The sequence below is a fragment of the Burkholderia pulmonis genome (assembly GCF_984667975.1).
In genome coordinates this window covers 199,826-221,066 of sequence record NZ_OZ480186.1, presented here as the reverse complement: position 1 = coordinate 221,066, position 21,241 = coordinate 199,826, and the positions used below count along the sequence as shown (strand labels likewise).

Sequence of the window (21,241 nt, the reverse complement as noted above, 5' to 3'; positions counted from 1 at the left end):
GTCAGCTCCCGGCTTTCGCCATCTTGTCGATGATCTTGTTCAGCTTCTCGTCGAGCGTCGCGGCCGTGAACGGTTTCACGACGTAGCCGCTCGCACCGGCCTGTGCAGCTGCGATGATGTTCTCCTTCTTCGACTCGGCCGTGACCATCAGCACCGGCAGGTGCGTGAGCGTCGCGTCCCCGCGGATTTCCTTCAGCATCGCGAGGCCATCGAGGTTCGGCATGTTCCAGTCCGAGATCACGAAGTCGTAGCCGCCGCCGCGCAGCCGTGCGAGGCCGGCCAGGCCGTCCTCGGCCTCGTCGACGTTCGAATAGCCCAGTTCCTTGAGCAGGTTGCGGACGATCCGGCGCATCGTCGGGAAATCGTCCACCACCAGGATTTTCATGCTCTTGTCCATCGTCGTTCCTTTCCAGATTCGTTTCCGTCGGGACGCGTATCGTGGCACGCGCCCCGTGACATTCCATTCAAACGCGCTGCACGCGGTCGCCCATCGTCGCCAGGCGCGCCATCACGCGGCGGCTCATGTCGGCGAGCGGCGCAATCTCTTCCGCGCCGCCGAGCGCGATCGCCTCGCGCGGCATCCCGAACACGATGCAGCTTGCTTCGTCCTGCGCGAACGTATAAGCGCCCGCGCGTTTCATTTCCAGCAGGCCGGCCGCGCCGTCGCGACCCATCCCGGTGAGGATCACGCCGATCGCGTTCTTGCCCGCGTGCGTCGCCGCCGAGCGGAACAGCACGTCGACCGACGGGCGGTGCCGGTTCACCGGCGGCTCGTCCGACAGTTGCGCAATATAGTTCGCTCCGCTTCTTGCAAGCAACAGGTGCGCGTGGCCCGGCGCGATGTACGCATGGCCCGGCAGCACGCGCTCGCCGTGCTCGGCTTCCTTCACCGCGATCCGGCACAGGCCGTTCAGCCGCTGCGCGAACGACTTCGTGAAGCCCGGCGGCATGTGCTGCGCGATCAGCACGGCCGGCGCATCCGGCGGCAGCGGCGTCAGCACTTCGCGGATCGCCTCGGTGCCGCCCGTCGACGCGCCGATGATGATCAGCTTCTCGGTACTGACGAGCGGATTGTTGATCATCGGCGCGACTGCGTGGCTGTCCGCCGCGCGGGCGGCGGCCTGCGGCTGCGGCGCCTGGCGCACGCGCGCGCGCGACGCCGCGCGGATCTTGTCCGCGAGCTTTTCCGCGTAGTCGAGCATCCCGTCGCGAATCCCGACGCGCGGCTTCGTGACGAAGTCCACCGCGCCGAGTTCGAGCGCGCGCAGCGTGATTTCCGAGCCGCGCTCGGTCAGCGACGACACCATCACGACCGGCATCGGCCGCAGGCGCATCAGCTTCTCGAGGAAGTCGAGACCGTCCATGCGCGGCATTTCCACGTCGAGCGTGAGCACGTCGGGGTTGTGCTGCTTGATGAGCTCGCGCGCGACGAGCGGATCGGGCGCGGTCGCGCATACCGTCATGTCGGGCTGGCTGTTGATGATCTCGGTCATCAGGCTGCGAATCAGCGCCGAATCGTCGACGCACAATACTTTGATCTTCTGCACTGCGGTCATGCCTCCTGCTTTCTTGATAGGTTCGCCGCGTACGGGTTCGCCGCCCGCGCGCCGCCGGCACCGGCCGCGCCGCCACTGCCGGCCGGCGCCGCGCCGCGTGCGCCGAACAATTCGATGCGCGGGCGCGCCGGTTGCGGCGCCGCAGGCCGTTTCGCGGCGAACAGCTCGACGTGGGCACGCGGCCGCGCGGCGCGGGCCCGGTCGGCCTCGCGCGCGAGCGCGGCTTCGCGCTCGGTGACGCCCGGCACCTGCAGCCGCAGCTTCTTCACCATCGCACGCCCGCTGTGCGGCATGAACGCGACCTTGCGCGGGTGCACGCCCTGCAGGTCTTCCGCCGTGATGCGGATGCGTTCGAGCGCGAGATAGCGCCGCACGAAATCCGCGTTGCGATCGCCGATGTTGATCGTCGTCATCCCGGCCAGCACGGCCGCGCCGCCGAACACCTTCGCCTCGATGCGCTCGCGGCGCCCGCCGGCCTTGATCAGCTCGTTGATCAGCACTTCCATCGCATATGCGCCGTAGCGCATCGATTCCGACGCGGCCGCGCCCGGATCGGCGCCGTCGTCCGGCAGCATGAAGTGGTTCATCCCGCCGATGCCCGCGTACGGGTCGTGCAGGCACGCGGCGACGCACGAGCCGAGCACGGTCATCAGCACCATGTCCTCGGACGTCGTGTAGAACTCGTTCGGCAACAGCTTCACGCCGGGACGGCCGAAGTGGTTGTCGAAGTAGCGATTGGTCGCGATCGGCAGTGCACTCATCCGCGATCTCCATAGGCGGACGCGACGCCCGCGGCCCGCGCCCGCACGGGCGACGCCGTCGCGGCCGCCGCGGGTGCCGGCGCGACGCGCGGCCGCATGCCCTGCGCGGCGTCGCGCGTCAGTTCGTACACCGTCTGCCCGCGCAGCCGGAACGCCTGCGTCACATACGTGAAGTTTTCCGAATGGCCGGCGAACAGCAACCCGCCCGGCTTCACGAGCGGCTCGAAGCGCGACAGCACCTGCCCCTGCGTCGGCTTGTCGAAATAGATCATCACGTTGCGGCAGAAGATCGCGTCGAACGGCTTCGCGATCCCGTAGTCCGCATCGGTCAGGTTCAGCTGCTCGAAGCGGATCATCGCGCGCAGCTCGGGGCGCACCTTCACGCGACCGGCCTGCGGGCCCGTGCCCTTCAGGAAGAAGCGCTTCAATCGCTCCGGCGACAGGTGCTTGACCTGGTCGTACGTATAGATGCCGGCTTCCGCCTTCGCGAGCACCTGCGTGTCGAGATCGGTCGCAAGGATCGACGCGCCGCGCGCCGCCGATTCGCCGAGCGCCTCGATCAGCGCGATCGCGATCGAATACGGCTCCTCGCCGGTCGACGCCGCCGAACACCAGACCGACACCGGCGCCGGGCGCCCTTTCACGAAATCCGACAGGATCGGGAAATGGTGCGACTCGCGGAAGAACGCGGTCAGGTTGGTCGTCAGCGCGTTGGTGAATGCTTCCCACTCGACCGGATCGTCTTCCTGCTCGAGCAGGTCGAGGTAGTCGCGGAACGTGTCGAGGCCGCGTGCGCGCAGCCGCCGCGCGAGACGGCTGTAGGCCATGTCGCGCTTGTGCTCGGACAGCGAGATCCCCGCGCGTTGATGGATCAGCGCGCGGATGCGTGCGAAATCCGCGCCCGTGAACGCGAAATCGCGCCCCGCGTCGCCCGAGCGGGGCGAGGCATCCGGTGCATCGGGTCGAAACGGCGCGCGCGCGTGCGGCATGGTTTAGAAGGTCTCCCAGTCGTCGTCCGACGTGCCGGCTGCCGCCAGCGCCGGCTTCTCGCCGTTCAGCGCCGGACGCACGAGCGCGGGCTTCGCCGCCGGCTTGTCCGCGGGAGCGGCCGTCTTCGCGAGACGCGGGCCGTAGCCGCCCGCGGCGGTGCCGCGCGTCGACGGTGCATCCTTCTTCGTGCGTGCGGCGGTGTCGGCCGCGCGCTTCGGTTCCTGCGCCGCGTGCGACGCCGGCGCGGCACGGCGAGCCGGTTGGGCAGCCGCCTGCGGTGCCGGCAGCGCGGCGACCGGCGCCGCGTCGTAACGCGGTTCCGACGGCAGGGCCACCGGTTCGTGCGCGACCGGCCGCGCGACACTGCGCGCCGGTGCGAGCACGATGCCGCCCGCGACGCGCCAGCCCGACACGATCGCCTTCATCTGGCGCGTCTGCTCCTCGAGCGACGCGGCCGCGGCGGCCGCCTGCTCGACGAGCGCCGCGTTCTGCTGCGTGACCGAATCCATCTGGCCGACCGCGCGGTTGACCTGCTCGATGCCGGTCGACTGCTCGTCCGACGCGGCGCTGATCTCGCCCATGATGTCCGTCACGCGGCGCACGGCCTGCACGATCTCTTCCATCGTCGCGCCGGCGCGCGCCACGAGCGCCGACCCGCTGTCGACCTTCTCGGTCGAATCGCCGATCAGCTGCTTGATTTCCTTCGCGGCGCTCGCGCTGCGCTGCGCGAGCGAGCGCACTTCGCCCGCGACCACCGCGAAGCCGCGGCCCTGCTCGCCGGCCCGTGCGGCTTCGACCGCCGCGTTCAGCGCGAGGATGTTGGTCTGGAACGCGATGCCTTCGATCGTGCCGATGATGTCGACGACCTTGCCCGAGCTCGCCGCGATGTCCTGCATCGTCGTCACGACCTGGCCGACCACGTCGCCGCCCTGTGTCGCGATGTCCGACGCGTTCACCGCGAGCTGGCTCGCCTGCCGCGCGTTCTCCGCGTTCTGCCGCACGGTGCCCGTCAGCTGCTCCATGCTCGACGCGGTTTCCTGCAGCGACGCGGCCTGCTCCTCGGTGCGCTGCGACAGGTCGATGTTGCCGGTCGCGATCTCGCGCGCGCCGACGTCGATCGACTCGGTGCCGCGATGCACGGCCTGCACCATCGTCGTGACCGCGTCCTGCATCCGCTTGATGCCGCCGAACAGGCGGCCGATCTCGTTCGTGCTGAACACGTTCACCGGTTGCGTGAGGTCCCCGCCGGCGATGCGCTCGAAGTGCGAGATCGCGTCCTCGAGCGGCTTCACGATCAGCCCGCGCAGCGCGAAGCGGATCGCGATCACGACGACGAACGCGATCGCGATGCCGGCCGCGATCAGCGCGACCATCAGCGAGATCTGCGACTGCGTCGCCGCCTGGCGTTCTTCCGCGCGCTTCTGCAGCGACGCGATCACGGCCGATGCGGCCTGGTCGAACGCGACGAACATCGGGCTGATCTTGGTATCGGCGATCGCGTGGTATCCGGCCATGTCGCCGGCGCGCGCGGCCGTGAACTCGGGCTCGACGCCTTCCTTCACGATCGTCGTGTAGCGCGCGGTCAGCTCGTCGACGAGCCCCTGCTCGACGCCGAGCTTCGGCGTCGACTGGAACGCCTGCCAGTTCTGGTTCGACTTCTCGAACAACACCTGCGCGCGGTCGAGCACCTTGGCCGCTTCGGCCGTGTTGCCGCCTTCCGTCAGCGAACGGAAGCGGTCGAGCGACACGCGTGCACGCAGCAGGTACGACGACGTGTCGTCGAGCGTGTGGATCGCCGGCAGATCGACGTGCGCGATCTCGTCGAGCGAGCGGCTCGCGTGATTGAGCGCGTAGAGGCCGAGCCCGCCGACCGCGGCGGCCAGGCACACGAGGATGAGTCCGACCGCCGTGAGCGTCGTGCGGATCGACCAGTTATGCAACATTGCAGATTCTCCCGAAATTGCTGCGCGCGCGGCGCGCTTACCCGCCGAGCGTCTCGATCAGCGCCATTTCACGGCTCGACATCAGTTTCTCGATGTCCATCAGGATCAGCATCCGGCCGTCGACCGTGCCGAGGCCCGTCAGGTACTCGGTCGTCAGCGTTGCGCCGAATTCCGGCGCCGGCATGATCTGGTCGGTCTGCAGCGTCAGCACGTCCGACACGCCGTCGACCACCATCCCGACCACGCGGTTGGACACGTTCAGGATGATCACGACCGTCTGGTGGTCGTACTCGACGCGGCCCAGGTGGAACTTGATCCGCATGTCGACGATCGGCACGATGATCCCGCGCAGGTTGATCACGCCCTTGATGAACTCCGGCGCGTTCGCGATGCGCGTGACACTGTCGTAGCCGCGGATTTCCTGCACTTTCAGGATGTCGATCCCGTATTCCTCGTCGCCGAGCGTGAACACGAGGAATTCCTGGCCCGTCGCGTCGCCCTGCGCCGCGTCGCGGCGGCTGGTTGCCGCGTTCGCCGCGGCCGGATTGATCATTTGGACTTCAGCAGACACGTTTGCCCCCAATCGGTTGATGGCGAGAGTCAGAACATCGCGAGCTCGGCGCCGGCACGGGCGCCGTGCATCGCACGGGTTTCACGGTTCAGCGCCGCGACGTCGACGATCAGCGCGACGCTGCCGTCGCCGAGGATGGTCGCCGCCGAGATGCCATGGACCTTGCGGTAGTTGGTTTCGAGGTTCTTCACGACCACCTGCTGCTGGCCGACCAGTTCGTCGATCAGCATCGCGAAGCGGCGCCCCTCGGTTTCCATGATCGTGACGATCCCCTGCGTCGGGTCGGTGCGCGCGTCCTCGACCGAGAACACTTCATGCAGCGCGACCAGCGGCAGGTATTCGCCACGCACGCGCACCACGCGCTCGCCGTTGCCGACCGTGTAGATATCGTCGGTCGACGGCTGCAGCGACTCCATCACGAAGTTCAGCGGCAGGATGAAGATCTCGTTGCCGACCTTCACCGACATCCCGTCGAGGATCGCCAGCGTGAGCGGCAGCACGATCCGCGTGGTCGTGCCGCGGCCGGCCAGCGACGTGATTTCGACGTGGCCGCCCATCGACTGGATGTTGCGCTTCACGACGTCCATCCCGACGCCGCGGCCCGATACGTCGGTCACGGTCTCGGCGGTCGAGAAGCCCGGCGCGAAGATCAGCTGCCAGACTTCGTCGTCGCTGATGTTGTCGGACACCTGCATGCCCTGCTTCGCGGCCTTCGCGAGGATCCGTTCGCGGTTCAGGCCCGCGCCGTCGTCGCTCACCTCGATCACGATGTTGCCGCCGTGATGCGCGGCCGACAGCACCAGCTGGCCGACCGCGTCCTTGCCGGCGGCGACGCGCTTGTCGACGGTTTCGATCCCGTGGTCGAGGCTGTTGCGCACGAGGTGCGTGAGCGGATCGATGATGCGTTCGATCAGGCTCTTGTCGAGCTCGGTCGCCTGGCCGAACGTGACGAGCTCGACCTGCTTGCCGAGCTTGCCGGCGAGGTCGCGCACGAGACGCGGGAAGCGGCTGAACACGTAGTCCATCGGCATCATGCGGATCGACATCACCGCTTCCTGCAGGTCGCGCGCGTTGCGCTCGAGCTGCGCCATCCCGTTGAACAGGCGGTCGTGCAGCGCCGGATCGAACGCGCTCGCCGTTTCCGCGAGCATCGCCTGGGTGATCACGAGTTCGCCGACGAGGTTGATCAGCTGGTCGACCTTCTCGACGCCGACGCGGATCGAGCTGCCTTCGGCGCCCGCTGCAGCCGCGGCGGCCGGGCGCGCGCGCTTGTCGTCGTGATGCGCGGCAGCCGTCGCGGCGTGTTCGGCCGGCTGCGGCTGCGCGTGTTGCTGCGGCTGCGCGGCGGCGGCCGGCTCGGCCGGTGCGGGAACCGCTGCGGCCGGTTGCGGCGCGAACACCTCGACGCGCGCGGGCTGTGCGGCAGCGGCCGGTTCGGCAACTGCGGCCGCGGCTTCCTGCGCGGCGGCCGGTGCAGACGGCGCGGCCGGCGCCGTGCCGTGCGCGACGCGGATCTGGCTTTCGTCGATCACGAAGCAGCACACGGCGACGATGTCGTCGGACGGCACGTCCGACTCGACCCACAGCGACAGGTCGGCGCCCGCTTCCTCGCGGCCGACGATCCGGCCGAGGTTGCCGAGCTCTTCGGTCAGCAGCACCTGGTCCTTCGCGTCGACGCCCACCAGCGTGATCTTCAGGTGCGGGCCGCCGGCGTCGTCCGCCGGATGCGCGGCCGCGACGGCCTGCTCGATCACGTGATCGGGCGCACGATCGCCGCCGGCAATGGATTCGACGGCCGGTGCAACGGCAGCGGCGGCCGGCGCGACGGGCGCAGGTGCCGCGGCGGCAGCCGGCGCACCCGCGCCGCTTTCGGCCTTCAGCCGTTCGAGCTTCGCGCAGATCGTCGCGGCGGCGGCCGCGTCCGGTTCGGCGCTCGCGCGGTAGTCCACGAGCTGGTCGGACAGCACGTCCTTGGTCTCGAGGAACGCGTCGACCATTTCCTTGGTCAGCGTCAGCTCATGGTTGCGCGCGCGGTCGAGCAGCGATTCGAGGATGTGCGTCGTATCGGTCAGCGCGGAAAAGCCGAACGTCGCCGCGCCGCCCTTGATCGAATGCGCGGCGCGAAAGATCGCGGCCAGGTCTTCGGGGTCGGGCGAATCGACGTCGAGGTTCAGCAGCAGCTGCTCCATCTGGGCGAGCAGCTCGTCCGCTTCGTCGAAAAAGGTCTGGTAGAACTGAGTGATGTCGAGAGTCATGCCCGGTCACCGGTTGAATTCGTCGCGTTCATGTCAGGAGGCTGCCGGCTCGGACAGCGTCGCGACCAGGTCGACCAGCACGGAGGGGTCGATCGGCTTTTCGATCCAGCCGGTCGCGCCCGCGTCGCGCGCGGCGTCCTTGAAGGCATCGCTGCCTTCGGTCGTCAGCACGAGGATCGGCGTGTCCGCATACGCGGTCAGCTTGCGCAGCGCGGCGATCACCTCGAGCCCGTTCTTGCGCGGCATGTTCTGGTCGGTCAGCACCAGGTCGTACGGCGCGGTGGCGGCCATGTCGAAGCCGGCTTCGCCGTCCGGCGCCACCGTCACGTCGTAGCCTGCCTGTGCAAGCGTCGCCTGCAGCAGTGCACGCATGGTCGCGGAGTCGTCGATGGCGAGAATGGTTCGGATCATGTCTGTCTCGGAAGCTGGTCTTGTCGATGTCAGGGTTTCGGCACGGCGACGGCGGACGCCGCGAGCGCCGGGCGCACGGCCGGCGCGGCGCCGCCGAGCTGCTGCGCGAGCTGCTTCGAGCCGGCGGCATCGGCCGACAGCGTCGTGGTCGTCGTATCGTCGCGCATCAGCGCCTCTTCGGATTTGCGGTTCAGCACGATCACGCTGATCCGGCGGTTTTCCGGATCGAGCGGGTCGGCCTTGTTCAGGTTCTGCGTCGATGCGAGGCCGAGCACGCGCAGCACTTTCGCCTCGTCCATGCCGCCGGAGATCAGCTCGCGGCGCGACGCGTTCGCGCGGTCGGCCGACAGTTCCCAGTTGCTGTAGCCGCCCTCGCCGCCCGCGTACGGCACGGCGTCGGTATGGCCCTGGACGATGATCCGGTTCGGCACGTCGTTCAGCGTCTTGCCGATCTCGCGCAGGATGTCGCGCATGTACGGCTCGACGCGATCGCTCGACATCGCGAACATCGGCCGCTTCTGCGTATCGACGATCTCGATGCGCAGCCCCATCAGTGTCGAATCGATGCGGATCTGCTGCTTGAACTGGCGCAGCGTCGGGTTGGCCTCGATCGCGGCCATCAGCTTGATCTGCAGGTCGTGCAGGCGCGCCTGCTCGAGCCGGTCCTGCGCGCCCTGCGCCTGCGAGCGCGTGTTGTCGTCGCCGGCCTTCGAGACGCGATCGGCGAGCGGCGTCGTGCCGTCGGTACGGCGCAGCGTGCCGGCGTCGACGCTCGACAGGTCGCGGCCGCCGCCGTTGATGATGCTGGAATCCTGCGAATTGCGGTCGCCGCTGCCGAGAATCGCGGCCTTCAGCGGCGTGTTGAAGTATTCGGCGATCCCCTTCAGCTGCACCGGCGTGACCGAGCTCAGCAGCCACATCAGCAGGAAGAACGCCATCATCGCGGTCATGAAGTCCGCGTACGCGAGCTTCCAGGCGCCGCCGTGGTGGCCCTTCTTCGCCGGGGCCACCCGCTTGACGACGATCGCGCGATCCTTGCTCTTGCTCATCGGTCGCTCCGCGTCACTTCGCCTTCACGCGGCGGACATGCTCTTCGAGCTCGGAGAACGACGGCCGCTCGGTCGAGAACAGCACCTTGCGGCCGAACTCGACCGCAATCGCCGGCGCATAGCCGTTCAGCGTCGCGAGGATCGTCACCTTGATGCACTGGAACATCTTGGTCGACTCGGCAACGCGCTGCTCCGCGAGGCTCGCGAGCGGCCCGATCAACCCGTACGACAGCAGAATCCCGAGGAACGTGCCGACCAGCGCCTGCGCGATCATCGCGCCGAGCACCGCGGGCGGCTTGTCGGCCGAGGCCATCGTGTGCACGACGCCCATCACGGCCGCGACGATGCCGAACGCCGGCATCGCGTCGCCGACGCGCATCAGCGCGTGCGCCGGGCCTTCGCCTTCCGCGTGATGCGTCTCGATCTCCTCGTCCATCAGGCTCTCGATCTCGAACGCGTTCATGTTGCCGCCCACCATCAGGCGCAGGTAGTCGGTCAGGAACTCGACGATGTGTTGATCGGCGAGGATCTTCGGGTATTGCGTGAAGATCGGGCTCTTTTGCGGATCGTCGATGTCGGCCTCGAGCGTCAGCGTGCCTTCCTTGCGTGCCTTCGCGAGCAGCACGTAAAGAAGCGCCATCAGCTCCATATAGACATCCTTCGTGTATTTCGAGCCCTTGAAGAGCGTCGGCAGCACGCGCAGCGTCGCCTTGATGGTCTTGCCGCCGTTGCCGAGAATGAACGCGCCGACGCCGGCGCCCGCAATCATCAGGATCTCGACGGGCTGGATCAACGCGCCCAGATGCCCGCCTGCCAGCGCATAACCGCCGAAGACGGACAACAGCGTCACGAGAGTTCCCACGATAATCAGCACTGCCTGTCCCTCACGAAAGACCGGCGGGAAGACCGCCGTTAAGCAGGTTTACGGCAGTCGGCAGGAAAACTTTCGCGGCCGCCCGGCGGCGGCCCGACGGTGTTTACCAGCAATTCACGGACGATTCGCCCGGCACGCGGGCGCGGCCCGCGCCCCGCCCCTGCCCGGCGGCGCTCAGGCCGCGGCGGCAGCCAGTTCGGCGCGCGCGGCGGCGGCCTTGCGGGTCTTGCCCGCGCGTGACGGCGGCTGGCACAGGCCGCAGACGAAACCTTGATGCGGATCATGCGCATGCGCGACGAAGTGGCCGCCGCAGCGCGTGCACGGGGTCATCTGCAGCATCCCCGAATCGAAGAAGCGCACGAGCGTCCAGGCGCGCGTGAGGCTCAGCGCGGCCTCGTCGCCGGACAGGTTGACGTGCTCCTGATAGAGCCGGTACGCCTTCACGATCGACTGGATCGGCTCGCAGCGGCCGTGGTCCTGCATGAACCGGTAGATGTTGTAGAACAGCGACGAGTGGATGTTCGGCTGCCACGTCATGAACCAGTCGGTCGAGAACGGCAGCATCCCCTTCGGCGGCGACACGCCCTTCAGTTCCTTGTACAGCTTGATCAGACGGTCCCGCGACAGGCTCGTCTCCGCCTCCAGCAGCTGCAGCCGGGCGCCCAGTTCGATCAGTTCGATGGCGAGGGTGATTTCCTTCACCTCGATCACGACGCTTTTGCTTGCCATGGTGATAACCGTCCGCTTGACGTTGTTCGGATGAGTGGCCAATACGCTGCCCACCGGCGCGGCACGCCGGGACACAACGCAAGGCGGGATGGATCAGCGGACGCCTTCGACCTGCTGCCCGGCCATCAGGATGGCCGAGTGGGCGTGCGCGACGACATCGCTGCGGCCCTTGTCGGCAAGCGACGACAGCAGCGCGTGATCATCGAAGCGGAAGCGGCACAGCATCTGGTTCGACGCAGCCAGCTTCACGGTCTGTGCGAGCGTGAGGTTGGCGAGCAGGTCGGCGAGTTCCTGGGAAATGCCCATGCGGAACATGCCCATCGCCTTGTCTTCCCGCAGCAGTCGTTGCGCGAGGAGGAGGTACGACAGGTTGACCTCTTTGATCTCACTGAGCATTTCGCTGGTAGCGCTCATGATTCCCCCGTTAAAGAGCTTTGCTTTGGCCATTCGTGTTATGAAAACGTTTGCTCGATCGGAGCGCGTTTGGCGCTCGGTCGGCTCGTTTATAGTCTTACAGGGCGAATTTTGGCCAAACGGCATTTACGCCGGTATCAGCGAAGTGGCGTATGCCATGCAGGATTTGTCTGTAAACCGTGTAGGAATTTTTCCGACAAGGCGAATTGAAAGGCGCAATCGGAAAAACGGGTTGCAACGCGGATTCGGCTGCGATGGGCCCGATGGCCGCCGCGCGGTGGCGGAAGGCTTGCCGGCAAGGCTGCCGACAATCGGATCGGTAAAAATTATAGTGCTTTTTCACGATAGCGCAACAATAGTTGCTGCCATCTCCAATCACGATTCCTCGCCCTTTTTCTCGGGGTTTTCGCGTATTTCATCGTGTAACAAGCCTTAAGTGTTTGAAAAAACACTCGAACCCTTCAGTGCGATATCGATAATGGACTGCAATGGGCGGCGGCGCGAGCCGTGCCGGCCCGCCCCGCAGCTTGCCGTCCGGCGCCCCGCGCACCCCGCCCAGGGCCCGGCCACGTACCGCGAACCGCGTGCGTCGGCAAGTTCCGCAACCTTGTACGGGATCCGCACCGGCGCCGTCGCGCCCACGGATCGACACAGGAGAACACCCATGCGAATTGCCCAGATCGCGCCGCTTTACGAAGCCGTCCCGCCGAAACTCTACGGCGGCACCGAGCGTGTCGTGTCCTACCTCACCGAGGCGCTCGTCGAACTCGGCCACGACGTGACGCTGTTCGCCAGCGGCGACTCCGTCACGTCGGCCCGTCTCGAGGCGGCATGGCCGCGCGCCCTGCGGCTCGACCCGTCGATCCGCGATTCGATGGCGCCCCACATGCGGCTCCTCGAGCAGGTCGCCCGCGTCGCGCACGAATTCGACGTCCTGCACTTCCACCTCGACTACCTGCCGTTCCCGCTGATGTCGCGCCTCGACACGCCGTACGTGACGACGCTGCACGGCCGCCTCGACCTGCCGGAACTGCAGCCGGTGTTCGACGCGTTCCCGGACGCGCCGGTCGTGTCGATCTCGAACAACCAGCGCAAGCCGTTGCCGCAGGCCGCGTGGGCCGGCACCGTGTATCACGGGCTGCCCGACACGCTGCTCACGCCGCAGCCCGGCGTGAAGCCCGAATACCTCGCGTTCCTCGGCCGGATCTGCCCCGAAAAGCGGGTCGACACCGCGATCCGGATCGCCGCGCAAAGCGGGCTGCCGCTGAAAATCGCCGCGAAGGTCGACAAGGCCGACGCCGACTACTTCAAGGAAGTAATCGAGCCGCTGCTCGGCGAAGCGCACGTGGAATTCATCGGCGAGATCAACGAAGCGCAAAAGCCCGCGTTCCTGTCCGGCGCGAAAGCGCTGCTGTTCCCGATCGACTGGCCGGAGCCGTTCGGCCTGGTGATGATCGAGGCGATGGCTTGCGGTACGCCGGTCGTCGCGTTCAACCGCGGCTCGGTGCCGGAAGTGATCGAGGACGGCGTGACCGGCTTCATCGTCGAGGACGTGCAGGGCGCGGTCGGCGCGCTGCACCGGATCGACACGCTGTCGCGCACCGCGATCCGCCAGCGTTTCGACACGCGTTTCAGCTCGAAGGCAATGGCGCAGCGTTATGTCGAAACTTACGAATCGCTTTGTTCGGCAACCCGGCAACCGGCATTGCGCCGGGTCGCGGGCGCCTGACACGGAAATCCGCCCGGAAATATTCCGTAAAATCCGCGCCGAAATCGGCGCGCAAAGCAAAAGAGCCGCATCGCCGATGCGGCTCTTTCTATTTGGCTTTCAGTCATTCGATCAGGAAACGGTCGCGGTTTTTCCCGACGATCCAATTCGGCGGCTTGCCGCGCCCGCTCCAGGTTGCACCCGACTTCGGGTCGAGGTATTTCGGCGGTAGCGGCGCCTTCTTCGGCGGCCGTCCGCGCCGCGCCCGCTCCGCGAATCCCAGATCCTGGGCCGTCAGGCCGTATTCGGCAATCATTCGCTGGACGTCGGCAATCACCGCCGCCACTTCCTGGCGGCGCACGTCGTCCGCCTGGGCCTGCAGATCGGCGATCTGCGCCTTGAGTTTCGCGTATTGAGACATTTTTCGACTCCCTTTTCGATGATGCGGCCCCGGCGAATCCGGCCGGGACACCAACATCCGTTACGCCATCCGCACTACCGCCCTGCCCTTCGAAATAAATGCTGCCATCTTTAACCGAATCGTCTATATCGAGAATGCGGACTTATTCTAATAAAAGGCATTCGTCAGCCATTCAAATTTAACAATCGTTGACCCTCCCGAACCCGATTCATTTCCTATAATCCAGACCAATTTCGGGCGATGGAATAAATCCGTTGCGTCGTCCGATCGCCTTCAACCCATTTGATCGAGGTCCTTACATGAATCTTTCTCAGCGTCTCGCTGCAGAGGTATTCGGCACGTTCTGGCTGGTGCTCGGCGGGTGCGGAAGCGCCGTGCTGGCCGCCGCCTTTCCGGGCCTGGGCATCGGCTTTGCCGGCGTCGCACTTGCCTTTGGCCTGACCGTGCTGACGATGGCATTCGCAATCGGCCACATTTCGGGTTGCCACCTGAATCCGGCGGTGAGCGTCGGCCTGACGGTCGCCGGCCGCTTCCCGGCACGCGATCTCGCGCCGTACATCGTCGCTCAGGTCGTGGGCGCGACGCTCGGCGCATTCGTGCTGTACCTGATCGCAACGGGCAAGCCGGGCTTCGACGTCGTCGGCAGCGGCTTTGCGACGAACGGCTTCGGCGATCGTTCGCCCGGCCACTACGCGCTCGGCGCGGCGTTCATCTGCGAAGTCGTGATGACGGGCTTCTTCCTGTTCGTGATCCTCGGCGCAACCGACAAGCGCGCACCGGCCGGCTTCGCGCCGATCGCGATCGGCCTGTGCCTGACGCTGATTCACCTGATCTCGATTCCGGTCACCAACACGTCGGTGAACCCGGCGCGCTCGACCGGCCCGGCGCTGTTCGTCGGTGGTGACGCGATCGGCCAGCTCTGGCTGTTCTGGGTGGCGCCGATCATCGGCGCGGTACTCGCAGGGATCATCTACCCGCTGGTCGCCGGGCGTGACAACGCCGTCGACCTGCTGCCGGCATCGGCTCGCACAAGCGAATAAAACACTACGGGGTCAAGCGAGCAGAGCAGCGAGCCTCACGCTGTCCAAGAACATCGAGGCAAGTCATTTCGACGGGCGCCACTGGCGCCCGTTTTTCATTTCCGCTCGGGAAACGCGCCCCTGGGCCAGACGCTCAGGAAGCGGCGACGTTGTCCTCAAGCGAGAACAGCGTGCGCAGGTGACGGGCGACGCCCGCATCGAAGTTGTTGCCGATCCGCGGGATGTGCGGCAGCCGGGTGATGAGGTCGGGGTTCGCGTTGTTCATCATGAACGCATGGCCGGCGGTTTCGAGCAGGTCGATGTCGTTCATGTTGTCGCCGAACGCGATGCAGTGACCCGTGTCGACGCCGAGCCGCGCGAGCACCGTGCGCAGCGCACGGCCCTTCGACACGTTCGCGGTCATCACTTCGAGACAGTCGGGCAGCGAGTACGTGACGTACAGCGCATCGCCGAAACGCACGCGCATCTGCTCGGCGACGACCGCCAGATCGGCCGGCTCGCCGATGTACAGCACCTTCGCGATGTCGGCGCCGTCATGCGCGGCCATGTCGATCACGTCGTACCGGAAGCCCGAATCCTGATGGAATTCGAGCAGGTGCGGTGCATCGCGGTCGATCAGCCAGCCGTCGTTGGTGAACAGGTTGACGATCACGCGGCCGTGCGCGCCGGTGACGTCCGGCTGCACGAGGCCGCGGACGATCGCGGGATCGATGTCCTGCGCGTGGATCGTCGTGTCGTCCGGCGCGTGCACGCGCGCGCCGTTCGACGTGATCAGGTACGGCCGGATGCCGAGCACGTCGCGAATACCGGCGACGTCCGCATAGTGGCGCCCCGTCGCGATCACGAACTGCAGGCCGTCGCGGTCGAGCCGGCGGACGGTGTCGATCGTGTACGGATCGAGCTGGTGGTCGCTGTTCAGCAGGGTACCGTCGAGATCGGTGGCGATGACTTTGTACATGGGACGAGAGAATGGCGCTCAGGGCTCTGCGGAATCGCCATTTTAACGTCGTGCCCGGCAGTGCGCCGGGCGGTTTCCCGGCAAGCACCGCCCTCGATGCTGCTGCGACGCGCTACCCGCGCCGCCGGCGCCCGGTTTCAGCCGCCTTCCGCGGCCCGCAGCGCCTGCAGCGCGAGCCGCAGCGCGCCGTGCGCCGAATCGTCGAGCGGCTCGCGCAACCGTGCGGCATGGCGCGCCGGCACGGCCGGCGCGAGCGCGCTCGCGAGCCCGCCGCACAGTGCGACCGGCAGCGCCTGCTGCGGATCGAGCGCATCGATCATCTTGCCGATCTCGTCGCCGGCCTGTGCGATCAGCGCGCCGGCGACCGGATGCGCGCGGTGCGCGAACACGATCGGCGCGAGGCGCGCGTAGATCGTCTGGTTCGCATCGCACGACCACTGGACGAGCGCGTCGCGATCCTGTGCGCCGGTTTCCGCGAGCAGCGCGCCGGCGAACGCGTCGCGCGGCACGCGGCCGTCGAGCGCCTGTTGCGCGTACGCGAGCGCACGCACGCCGAGCCACGCGCCGCTCGCCTCGTCGCCGGACGGGAAGCCGAAGCCGCCGGCGATCCGGCACGTGCCGGCCGCATCGAGCGCCGCCGCGATGCTGCCGGTGCCGAGCGCGACGATGAGCCCCGGCGCGCCGCCGTGCGCGCCGACGACGGTCGTGTACGCGTCGCTCTCGATCGCGAGCGCGCCGAGCGGCGCCTGCGCGCGGAACGCCGCCAGCCACGCTGCGTTGTTGACGCCCGCGAGCCCGCAGCCGAGCGCGCACTGCGACCAGTCGAACGCGAAGCCGGCCTGCGTGAATGCGTCCGCGCACGCCGCGCCGATCGATGCCCATGCGCGCTCGATGCCGAGGCCGAGCCCCGACGGGCCGCCGCGCCCCTGCCCGAGCTCGCGCCCGTGCCGGTCGGCCAGCACCGCACGCGTGCCGGTGCCGCCGCCGTCGATGCCGATCGTAAAAAGTAATGCCGCCATGCCTTCATCCTGCTGATTCGAACAGGCGCCAAGCTTAACCGGATCGGCGCCGCGCGCCCATCTGCCGTTCGGCCGGCTATCCCGCAAAAAGGGCTTCCGCTATGCTGGCATGATCGAAATCGACACTGAAAACGAGGCAGACGATGTCGCAGCGGTGCAACTGGGTGAAGACGGAAGCGGACGCTCACTATCACGATACCGAATGGGGCGTGCCGTCGCACGACGATCGCCACCTGTTCGAAATGCTGATCCTGGAAGGCGCGCAGGCCGGGCTGTCGTGGTCGACGATCCTGAACAAGCGCACGGGCTACCGCGAGGCGTTCGCGGATTTCGACGTCGACGCCGTCGCGCGCTTCACGCCGAAGCGCATCGAGAAATTGCTGGAGAACCCCGGCATCGTGCGCAACCGCGCGAAGGTCGAATCGGCGGTGACCAACGCGCGCGCCGTGCAGCGCATCCGCGAGGAGCACGGGTCGCTCGCCGCGTTCCTGTGGTCGTTCGTCGGCAACACTCCGGTCCAGAATGCTTGGCAGTCGTACCGCGACGCACCCGCGTCGACCGAACAGTCCGACGCACTCAGCAAGGCGCTGAAGGCATACGGCTGCAAGTTCGTCGGCTCGACGATCTGTTATGCGCTGATGCAGGCGACCGGCATGGTCAACGATCACGAAACCGGCTGCCCGTGCCACGCGCAATGCGCGGCGCTCGGCGGCAAGCAGCCGGCACGGAAGCGCAAAGCCGGCTGAAGGCGCCGGTACACGCGGGGCGCCTGTCCTGCGCCGCCGCCCCGCCGCGCGCCAACGTCCGCTTACCGCGCAGCGCGCGACGCCTCCGGCACGACCGACCGCGCGCTCCGCGCGGCCCGCACGCGTGCGCTGCGCTTCTTTACCCAGATGCAGATTCCAGTCACGCTCAGCATCGCGATCACGATGCCGAGCACGCTCACCGCAACCCGTCCGGCAACCCCGGCGATCCGCCCCGAGTGCAGCGGAAACTGCGCCTGCATGAACAGGTCGCCGGCCGACCCGCGACCCGGCACCTGGGCCGCGACGGGCTGGCCGGTCACCGCGTTCCAGTACAGCCACGCATTGCCGAGCCCGACGTCGCCGTGGTCATTGCCGGGCGTGAAGAACCCGACCGCATAGGCATTCATCGCCGATGCGTACAGCAGCGCGCCAGGCGGTGCCGTGATCCCGGCGTCGCGCCCTGCCGCACGCGCGATCTCGACGATCCGCTCGCGCGGCAGTACCTGGCTGCCCGGCGGGGCCGGCGGGAAATGCTCGGGATTCGTGTACGGCGTCTCGGCGAGCGGCGACACCAGCGACACCAGCGGCCGCACGACCGGAACGGCGAGGTTCATCGAAATCGATGTAACCGCAACGACCAGCAGCAGCCCCCATACCCACACGGCGCCCGAGCGGTGCAGGTCGAACACGAGCGGATAGCCGCCGCGCCGCACGCGGAACGCGAACGACTTGCGCCAGCTTTTGAGGTTCGGGAACGCGAGCACGAGCGCGATCAGGCAGTCGATCGCCCACACGATGCCGACGACGCCCATCACCCAGAACCCGAAGTTGATCCCGCCGTACTCGGGCAGGAACAGCGAGTAATGCAGCCGGTAGATGAACGGCATCAGGTCGAGCCGCGCGAGCGACAGCGCGCCCCATTCGCGGCGCCCCTGCACCGCGCCGGTCGCCGGATCGACGGCGATCTGGCTGAAGTCGATTGCATACGGCTGGCCGGTCGCCGGATCGGTACGCGGCATCACGCCCGCCTGCAGCGTGTGCCCCGGTTCGACCGCGAGCGGCAGATAGGTCACCTGCACGCGCGGATCGGCGGCCTCGATGCGCGCCGCGAGTTCGAGCGGCGCAAGCGGCGCCGCGCCGCTGCGCGCGGTATAGAAATCCGGGTTCAGCGCCGCGTCGAGCTCGTGGTCCCACGCGATCAGCGCGCCGGTGAGCCCGGCGACGAACAGGAACAGCGCGATGGCGAGCCCGAACCAGCGATGCAGGCGGACGAGAAACGGTCGCAGGAACGCGTTCATCGCGGGCGCAGCGAAAGGAAAGCGGGCCGGCGCGTGCGGCGGCCCCGGTTCGACGGGATGCAGGTCATGTGATGTCAAATGCCGCGCAAGCGCCGTCCGGCCACGCCCAGGCGAGGCCGGATGCCCTTGTGCGCGGCATGGAATTGTTGCGCGTTCAGCGGGTTTTGATACGATGCGCGGCATTTTAACTCAATGCGAATGATTCTTACTTGCATTTTTACTCACTCGTCATGACCGTCCGCCTTGCCCGCCCTCCAGCCCGTCCACGCCGTGTGGCCGCCGCCCTCGCCTGTCTTGCCGCGTCGCTCGCGCACGCGGAGGATTCACCCGGCGACGCCGCGGTGCTGCCGGCCCTCGACATCACGGCCGCGCACGATTCGCCGCAACACCTGACCGACACCCTCTCGGCCGGCGCGCTCGGCACGCGCCGCCAGCTCGACACGCCGTTCTCGACGACGATCGTCACGCAGGAGGAGCTCGAGGCGCGCCAGCCGTACAAGCTCGGCGACGTGTTCGCGAACGACGCATCGGTGTCCGACAACAGTGGCGCGTACAGCGCATGGGCGAGCTACATGACCGTGCGCGGCATGCCGCTCGACTGGCAGAACGGCTACAAGATCGACGGGCTGCCGTTCGTCACGTACGGGATCACGATGCCGTACGAGCAGCTCGATCGCGTCGAACTCCTGAAGGGGCTCGGCGGGTTCCTGTACGGCTTCGTGACGCCCGGCGGCGTCGTCAACTACGTGACGAAGCAGCCGGGCGTCGAACCGGTGCGCAGCGTCGATATCGGCTACCGCAGCACCAACGTGTGGACCGAGCACGTCGATCTCGGCCAGCGCTTCGGGCCGAACGGCATGTTCGGCGCGCGGCTGAACGCGACGCACGAGGAAGGCAAGACGTACAACGACGGCAACATCCGCCGCGACAGCGTGTCGCTCGCGCTGCAGGCGAACCTGACGCGCGACCTGTCGGTGTCGTTCGGCGCGCTGTATCAGGAGCGCCGCACGACCGGCCAGACGCCGTCGATCTTCACCGGCAGCTACCCGGGCGGCGCGCTGCCCGCGACGATCAGCGGCGGATCGACGAACCTCGGCGGCAAGGACCAGTACCTGAACACGAACCTGCAGCTCTATACGGCCGGGCTGCAGTACCAGATCGCGCCCGACTGGCAGCTCGACGTTGCGTACAGCTACAGCAAGGCGACGCGCCGCCGCAACGAAAGCACGCTGTATCTGCAGGACGCGGCCGGCGACTACACCGACAGCCGCTACGTCGGGATGGAGGATCACCGCTTCAGCCAGTGGCGCGCGATGGTCGAGGGCAAGGTGCGCACGGGCCCGTTCAGCCATCAGATCGTACTCGGCGCGTCATGGCAGAAGCAGGCGAACGACTATTCGGCGAACAGCGTGTTCGTGCCGCTCGGCGCCGGCAACCTCTATGCGCCGAATCCATACCGCTACGACAGCCCGCACGGCTTCATCCAGTACCGGACGAGCGAGATCGTGCAGAAGTCGCTGTTCGCGAGCGATACCGTGCAGCTCACCCAGCGCTGGTCGGTGCTCGCAGGCGTGCGCTACATGAACTACGAGCAGCGCTCGTTCCAGGCGAGCGGCGCCGAGGATCCCGGCTATCGCCAGAACGGCGTGGTGACGCCGACTTTCGCGGTGATGTTCAAGCTCGCGCCGACGACCACTGCGTACGCCAGCTACGCCGAATCGCTCGAACCCGGCAGCCGCGTGAACGATGTCTACGCGAATGCGGGCCAGGTGCTCAAGCCGCTGCGCAGCAAGCAGTACGAGCTGGGGATCAAGAGCGAGCACGCGCGCTGGAGCGCGACGGCCGCGCTGTTCCGCATCGAGCGCAGCGCCGAATATGCGAATGCCGCGAACGTCTACGTGCAGGACGGCGAATCGATCATCCAGGGTATCGAGATCGGTACGCGCGCGAAATTAGGCGCGCACTGGAACGCGGGCGTCGACGCGATGCTGCTCGACGCGTGGTATGCAAACGGGATCGGCAACAACGGCAACCGGGTTGCGGGCGCGCCGCGCTTCGTGCTGGCCGGCGACATCGGCTATGCGGTGCCGGGCGTGCCGGGGCTGACACTCGGCGTCGACGCGAAATTCATCGGCGCGACGCCGCTGCGCGCGGCCGGCGGCCTCGACGCGCCGGGTTTTCTCGTCGTCAATGCGGGCGCGCGCTACCTGACGCGGGTCGGCCGCCACGACGTGACGCTGCGTGCGTCGATCGACAACGTGCTGAACCGCCGCTACTGGGAATACCAGTACGCGGACTACGTGAAGCCGGGCGACCCGCGCACGGTGAGCCTGAGCGCGAAAATCGACTTCTGAGCGCCGCGCCAGCGGACGCAAACCGCCGGCCATCGGCCGTATCGGCCTCATCTGCCACACCGCGGCGGCATCGGGATTTTCCCGGACGCCAAAAGCAAAACGGCGGAGCGGCCTCTTTCGAGGCACACTCCGCCGTTTCGCGGC

The 21,241-nt window shown here is 67.4% G+C and carries 21 protein-coding genes; 5 read left to right on the top strand and 16 right to left on the bottom strand.

Annotation, left to right across the window (positions count from 1 at the left end; translation table 11 throughout):
* Position 1: 1 nt before the first annotated feature.
* The 12 genes from cheY to flhD all read right to left on the bottom strand — a co-directional run bounded on the left by cheY (position 2) and on the right by flhD (position 11,553).
* Positions 2-397, bottom strand: a complete 396-nt coding sequence (cheY, locus tag AC5LXK_RS01015; RefSeq protein ID WP_493389971.1) for a chemotaxis response regulator CheY — start codon at positions 395-397, stop codon at positions 2-4.
* Positions 398-464: 67 nt separating this feature from the next.
* The gene (locus AC5LXK_RS01010) at positions 465-1,556 is read right to left on the bottom strand and encodes a protein-glutamate methylesterase/protein-glutamine glutaminase (RefSeq protein WP_493389970.1); all 1,092 of its coding nucleotides are present in this window, start codon (positions 1,554-1,556) and stop codon (positions 465-467) included.
* Positions 1,553-2,317 carry a chemoreceptor glutamine deamidase CheD gene (gene cheD / locus AC5LXK_RS01005; protein ID WP_493389969.1) on the bottom strand — a complete coding sequence of 255 codons (765 nt, stop codon included), beginning with the start codon at positions 2,315-2,317 and terminating at the stop codon, positions 1,553-1,555. Before cheD ends, AC5LXK_RS01010 begins: the two co-directional genes overlap by 4 nt.
* Entirely contained in the window at positions 2,314-3,306 is a 993-nt protein-coding gene (locus AC5LXK_RS01000) for a CheR family methyltransferase (protein ID WP_493389968.1), read from the bottom strand. Before AC5LXK_RS01000 ends, cheD begins: the two co-directional genes overlap by 4 nt.
* Before the next feature lie 3 nt (positions 3,307-3,309).
* Positions 3,310-5,250 (bottom strand): methyl-accepting chemotaxis protein, encoded by a 1,941-nt coding sequence (locus AC5LXK_RS00995; protein ID WP_493389967.1) that lies wholly within the window; start codon positions 5,248-5,250, stop codon positions 3,310-3,312.
* Between the two features lie 37 nt (positions 5,251-5,287).
* Positions 5,288-5,803 carry a chemotaxis protein CheW gene (gene cheW / locus AC5LXK_RS00990; protein WP_059232701.1) on the bottom strand — a complete coding sequence of 172 codons (516 nt, stop codon included), beginning with the start codon at positions 5,801-5,803 and terminating at the stop codon, positions 5,288-5,290.
* Between the two features lie 47 nt (positions 5,804-5,850).
* Positions 5,851-8,076 carry a chemotaxis protein CheA gene (cheA, locus tag AC5LXK_RS00985; RefSeq protein ID WP_493389966.1) on the bottom strand — a complete coding sequence of 742 codons (2,226 nt, stop codon included), beginning with the start codon at positions 8,074-8,076 and terminating at the stop codon, positions 5,851-5,853.
* A 33-nt stretch (positions 8,077-8,109) separates the two neighbouring features.
* Positions 8,110-8,487, bottom strand: coding sequence for a response regulator (locus AC5LXK_RS00980; RefSeq protein WP_493389965.1), 378 nt, complete (start codon positions 8,485-8,487; stop codon positions 8,110-8,112).
* 29 nt (positions 8,488-8,516) lie between these two features.
* Entirely contained in the window at positions 8,517-9,536 is a 1,020-nt protein-coding gene (gene motB / locus AC5LXK_RS00975; protein ID WP_493389963.1) for a flagellar motor protein MotB, read from the bottom strand.
* Positions 9,537-9,549: 13 nt separating this feature from the next.
* Positions 9,550-10,410, bottom strand: a complete 861-nt coding sequence (gene motA / locus AC5LXK_RS00970; protein WP_493389962.1) for a flagellar motor stator protein MotA — start codon at positions 10,408-10,410, stop codon at positions 9,550-9,552.
* A gap of 174 nt (positions 10,411-10,584) precedes the next feature.
* Positions 10,585-11,139: a flagellar transcriptional regulator FlhC gene (gene flhC, locus AC5LXK_RS00965; RefSeq protein ID WP_011350591.1), complete on the bottom strand. Its 555-nt coding sequence runs from the start codon at positions 11,137-11,139 to the stop codon at positions 10,585-10,587.
* Positions 11,140-11,232: 93 nt separating this feature from the next.
* Positions 11,233-11,553, bottom strand: coding sequence for a flagellar transcriptional regulator FlhD (gene flhD, locus AC5LXK_RS00960; protein WP_039346834.1), 321 nt, complete (start codon positions 11,551-11,553; stop codon positions 11,233-11,235).
* Between flhD and AC5LXK_RS00955 the strand changes: the two genes are divergently transcribed.
* Entirely contained in the window at positions 11,552-11,989 is a 438-nt protein-coding gene (locus tag AC5LXK_RS00955; protein WP_493389961.1) for a hypothetical protein, read from the top strand. The genes flhD and AC5LXK_RS00955 overlap by 2 nt on opposite strands.
* A gap of 228 nt (positions 11,990-12,217) precedes the next feature.
* Positions 12,218-13,282 carry a glycosyltransferase family 4 protein gene (locus AC5LXK_RS00950; protein ID WP_493389960.1) on the top strand — a complete coding sequence of 355 codons (1,065 nt, stop codon included), beginning with the start codon at positions 12,218-12,220 and terminating at the stop codon, positions 13,280-13,282.
* 103 nt (positions 13,283-13,385) lie between these two features.
* Here AC5LXK_RS00950 and AC5LXK_RS00945 read toward each other — a convergent pair whose 3' ends face one another.
* Positions 13,386-13,682 carry an H-NS histone family protein gene (locus AC5LXK_RS00945; protein ID WP_493389959.1) on the bottom strand — a complete coding sequence of 99 codons (297 nt, stop codon included), beginning with the start codon at positions 13,680-13,682 and terminating at the stop codon, positions 13,386-13,388.
* A 299-nt stretch (positions 13,683-13,981) separates the two neighbouring features.
* On the opposite strand from AC5LXK_RS00945, the gene aqpZ reads away from it, so the two are divergent.
* Complete coding sequence (gene aqpZ / locus AC5LXK_RS00940; RefSeq protein ID WP_493389958.1) at positions 13,982-14,722, top strand: aquaporin Z; 741 nt, start codon at positions 13,982-13,984, stop codon at positions 14,720-14,722.
* A 133-nt stretch (positions 14,723-14,855) separates the two neighbouring features.
* On the opposite strand, the gene AC5LXK_RS00935 is transcribed toward aqpZ, so the two are convergent.
* Both AC5LXK_RS00935 and AC5LXK_RS00930 read right to left on the bottom strand, forming a co-directional pair.
* Positions 14,856-15,680: a Cof-type HAD-IIB family hydrolase gene (locus AC5LXK_RS00935; RefSeq protein ID WP_493389957.1), complete on the bottom strand. Its 825-nt coding sequence runs from the start codon at positions 15,678-15,680 to the stop codon at positions 14,856-14,858.
* A gap of 137 nt (positions 15,681-15,817) precedes the next feature.
* Positions 15,818-16,699, bottom strand: a complete 882-nt coding sequence (locus AC5LXK_RS00930) for a glucosamine kinase nucleotide-binding domain-containing protein (protein ID WP_493389956.1) — start codon at positions 16,697-16,699, stop codon at positions 15,818-15,820.
* A 143-nt stretch (positions 16,700-16,842) separates the two neighbouring features.
* Here AC5LXK_RS00930 and AC5LXK_RS00925 point away from each other — a divergent pair, with 143 nt between their 5' ends.
* Positions 16,843-17,445 (top strand): DNA-3-methyladenine glycosylase I, encoded by a 603-nt coding sequence (locus AC5LXK_RS00925; protein ID WP_493389955.1) that lies wholly within the window; start codon positions 16,843-16,845, stop codon positions 17,443-17,445.
* A 62-nt stretch (positions 17,446-17,507) separates the two neighbouring features.
* On the opposite strand, the gene AC5LXK_RS00920 is transcribed toward AC5LXK_RS00925, so the two are convergent.
* On the bottom strand, positions 17,508-18,743 hold the full coding sequence (locus AC5LXK_RS00920) for a PepSY-associated TM helix domain-containing protein (protein WP_493389954.1): 1,236 nt from the start codon (positions 18,741-18,743) through the stop codon (positions 17,508-17,510).
* A 230-nt stretch (positions 18,744-18,973) separates the two neighbouring features.
* Between AC5LXK_RS00920 and AC5LXK_RS00915 the strand changes: the two genes are divergently transcribed.
* Positions 18,974-21,097, top strand: a complete 2,124-nt coding sequence (locus AC5LXK_RS00915; protein WP_493389953.1) for a TonB-dependent siderophore receptor — start codon at positions 18,974-18,976, stop codon at positions 21,095-21,097.
* The last annotated feature ends 144 nt before the right edge of the window (positions 21,098-21,241 follow it).

Excerpts from the sequence above, each read along its gene's own strand:
- cheY (WP_493389971.1), bottom strand. The coding sequence starts at position 397 with ATGGACAAGAGCATGAAAATCCTGGTGGTGGACGATTTCCCGACGATG.
- AC5LXK_RS01010 (WP_493389970.1), bottom strand. The coding sequence starts at position 1,556 with ATGACCGCAGTGCAGAAGATCAAAGTATTGTGCGTCGACGATTCGGCG.
- cheD (WP_493389969.1), bottom strand. The coding sequence starts at position 2,317 with ATGAGTGCACTGCCGATCGCGACCAATCGCTACTTCGACAACCACTTC.
- AC5LXK_RS01000 (WP_493389968.1), bottom strand. The coding sequence starts at position 3,306 with ATGCCGCACGCGCGCGCGCCGTTTCGACCCGATGCACCGGATGCCTCG.
- AC5LXK_RS00995 (WP_493389967.1), bottom strand. The coding sequence starts at position 5,250 with ATGTTGCATAACTGGTCGATCCGCACGACGCTCACGGCGGTCGGACTC.
- cheW (WP_059232701.1), bottom strand. The coding sequence starts at position 5,803 with ATGATCAATCCGGCCGCGGCGAACGCGGCAACCAGCCGCCGCGACGCG.
- cheA (WP_493389966.1), bottom strand. The coding sequence starts at position 8,076 with ATGACTCTCGACATCACTCAGTTCTACCAGACCTTTTTCGACGAAGCG.
- AC5LXK_RS00980 (WP_493389965.1), bottom strand. The coding sequence starts at position 8,487 with ATGATCCGAACCATTCTCGCCATCGACGACTCCGCGACCATGCGTGCA.
- motB (WP_493389963.1), bottom strand. The coding sequence starts at position 9,536 with ATGAGCAAGAGCAAGGATCGCGCGATCGTCGTCAAGCGGGTGGCCCCG.
- flhC (WP_011350591.1), bottom strand. The coding sequence starts at position 11,139 with ATGGCAAGCAAAAGCGTCGTGATCGAGGTGAAGGAAATCACCCTCGCC.
- AC5LXK_RS00955 (WP_493389961.1), top strand. The coding sequence starts at position 11,552 with ATGATTCCCCCGTTAAAGAGCTTTGCTTTGGCCATTCGTGTTATGAAA.
- flhD (WP_039346834.1), bottom strand. The coding sequence starts at position 11,553 with ATGAGCGCTACCAGCGAAATGCTCAGTGAGATCAAAGAGGTCAACCTG.
- AC5LXK_RS00950 (WP_493389960.1), top strand. The coding sequence starts at position 12,218 with ATGCGAATTGCCCAGATCGCGCCGCTTTACGAAGCCGTCCCGCCGAAA.
- AC5LXK_RS00945 (WP_493389959.1), bottom strand. The coding sequence starts at position 13,682 with ATGTCTCAATACGCGAAACTCAAGGCGCAGATCGCCGATCTGCAGGCC.
- aqpZ (WP_493389958.1), top strand. The coding sequence starts at position 13,982 with ATGAATCTTTCTCAGCGTCTCGCTGCAGAGGTATTCGGCACGTTCTGG.
- AC5LXK_RS00935 (WP_493389957.1), bottom strand. The coding sequence starts at position 15,680 with ATGTACAAAGTCATCGCCACCGATCTCGACGGTACCCTGCTGAACAGC.
- AC5LXK_RS00930 (WP_493389956.1), bottom strand. The coding sequence starts at position 16,699 with ATGGCGGCATTACTTTTTACGATCGGCATCGACGGCGGCGGCACCGGC.
- AC5LXK_RS00925 (WP_493389955.1), top strand. The coding sequence starts at position 16,843 with ATGTCGCAGCGGTGCAACTGGGTGAAGACGGAAGCGGACGCTCACTAT.
- AC5LXK_RS00920 (WP_493389954.1), bottom strand. The coding sequence starts at position 18,743 with ATGAACGCGTTCCTGCGACCGTTTCTCGTCCGCCTGCATCGCTGGTTC.
- AC5LXK_RS00915 (WP_493389953.1), top strand. The coding sequence starts at position 18,974 with ATGACCGTCCGCCTTGCCCGCCCTCCAGCCCGTCCACGCCGTGTGGCC.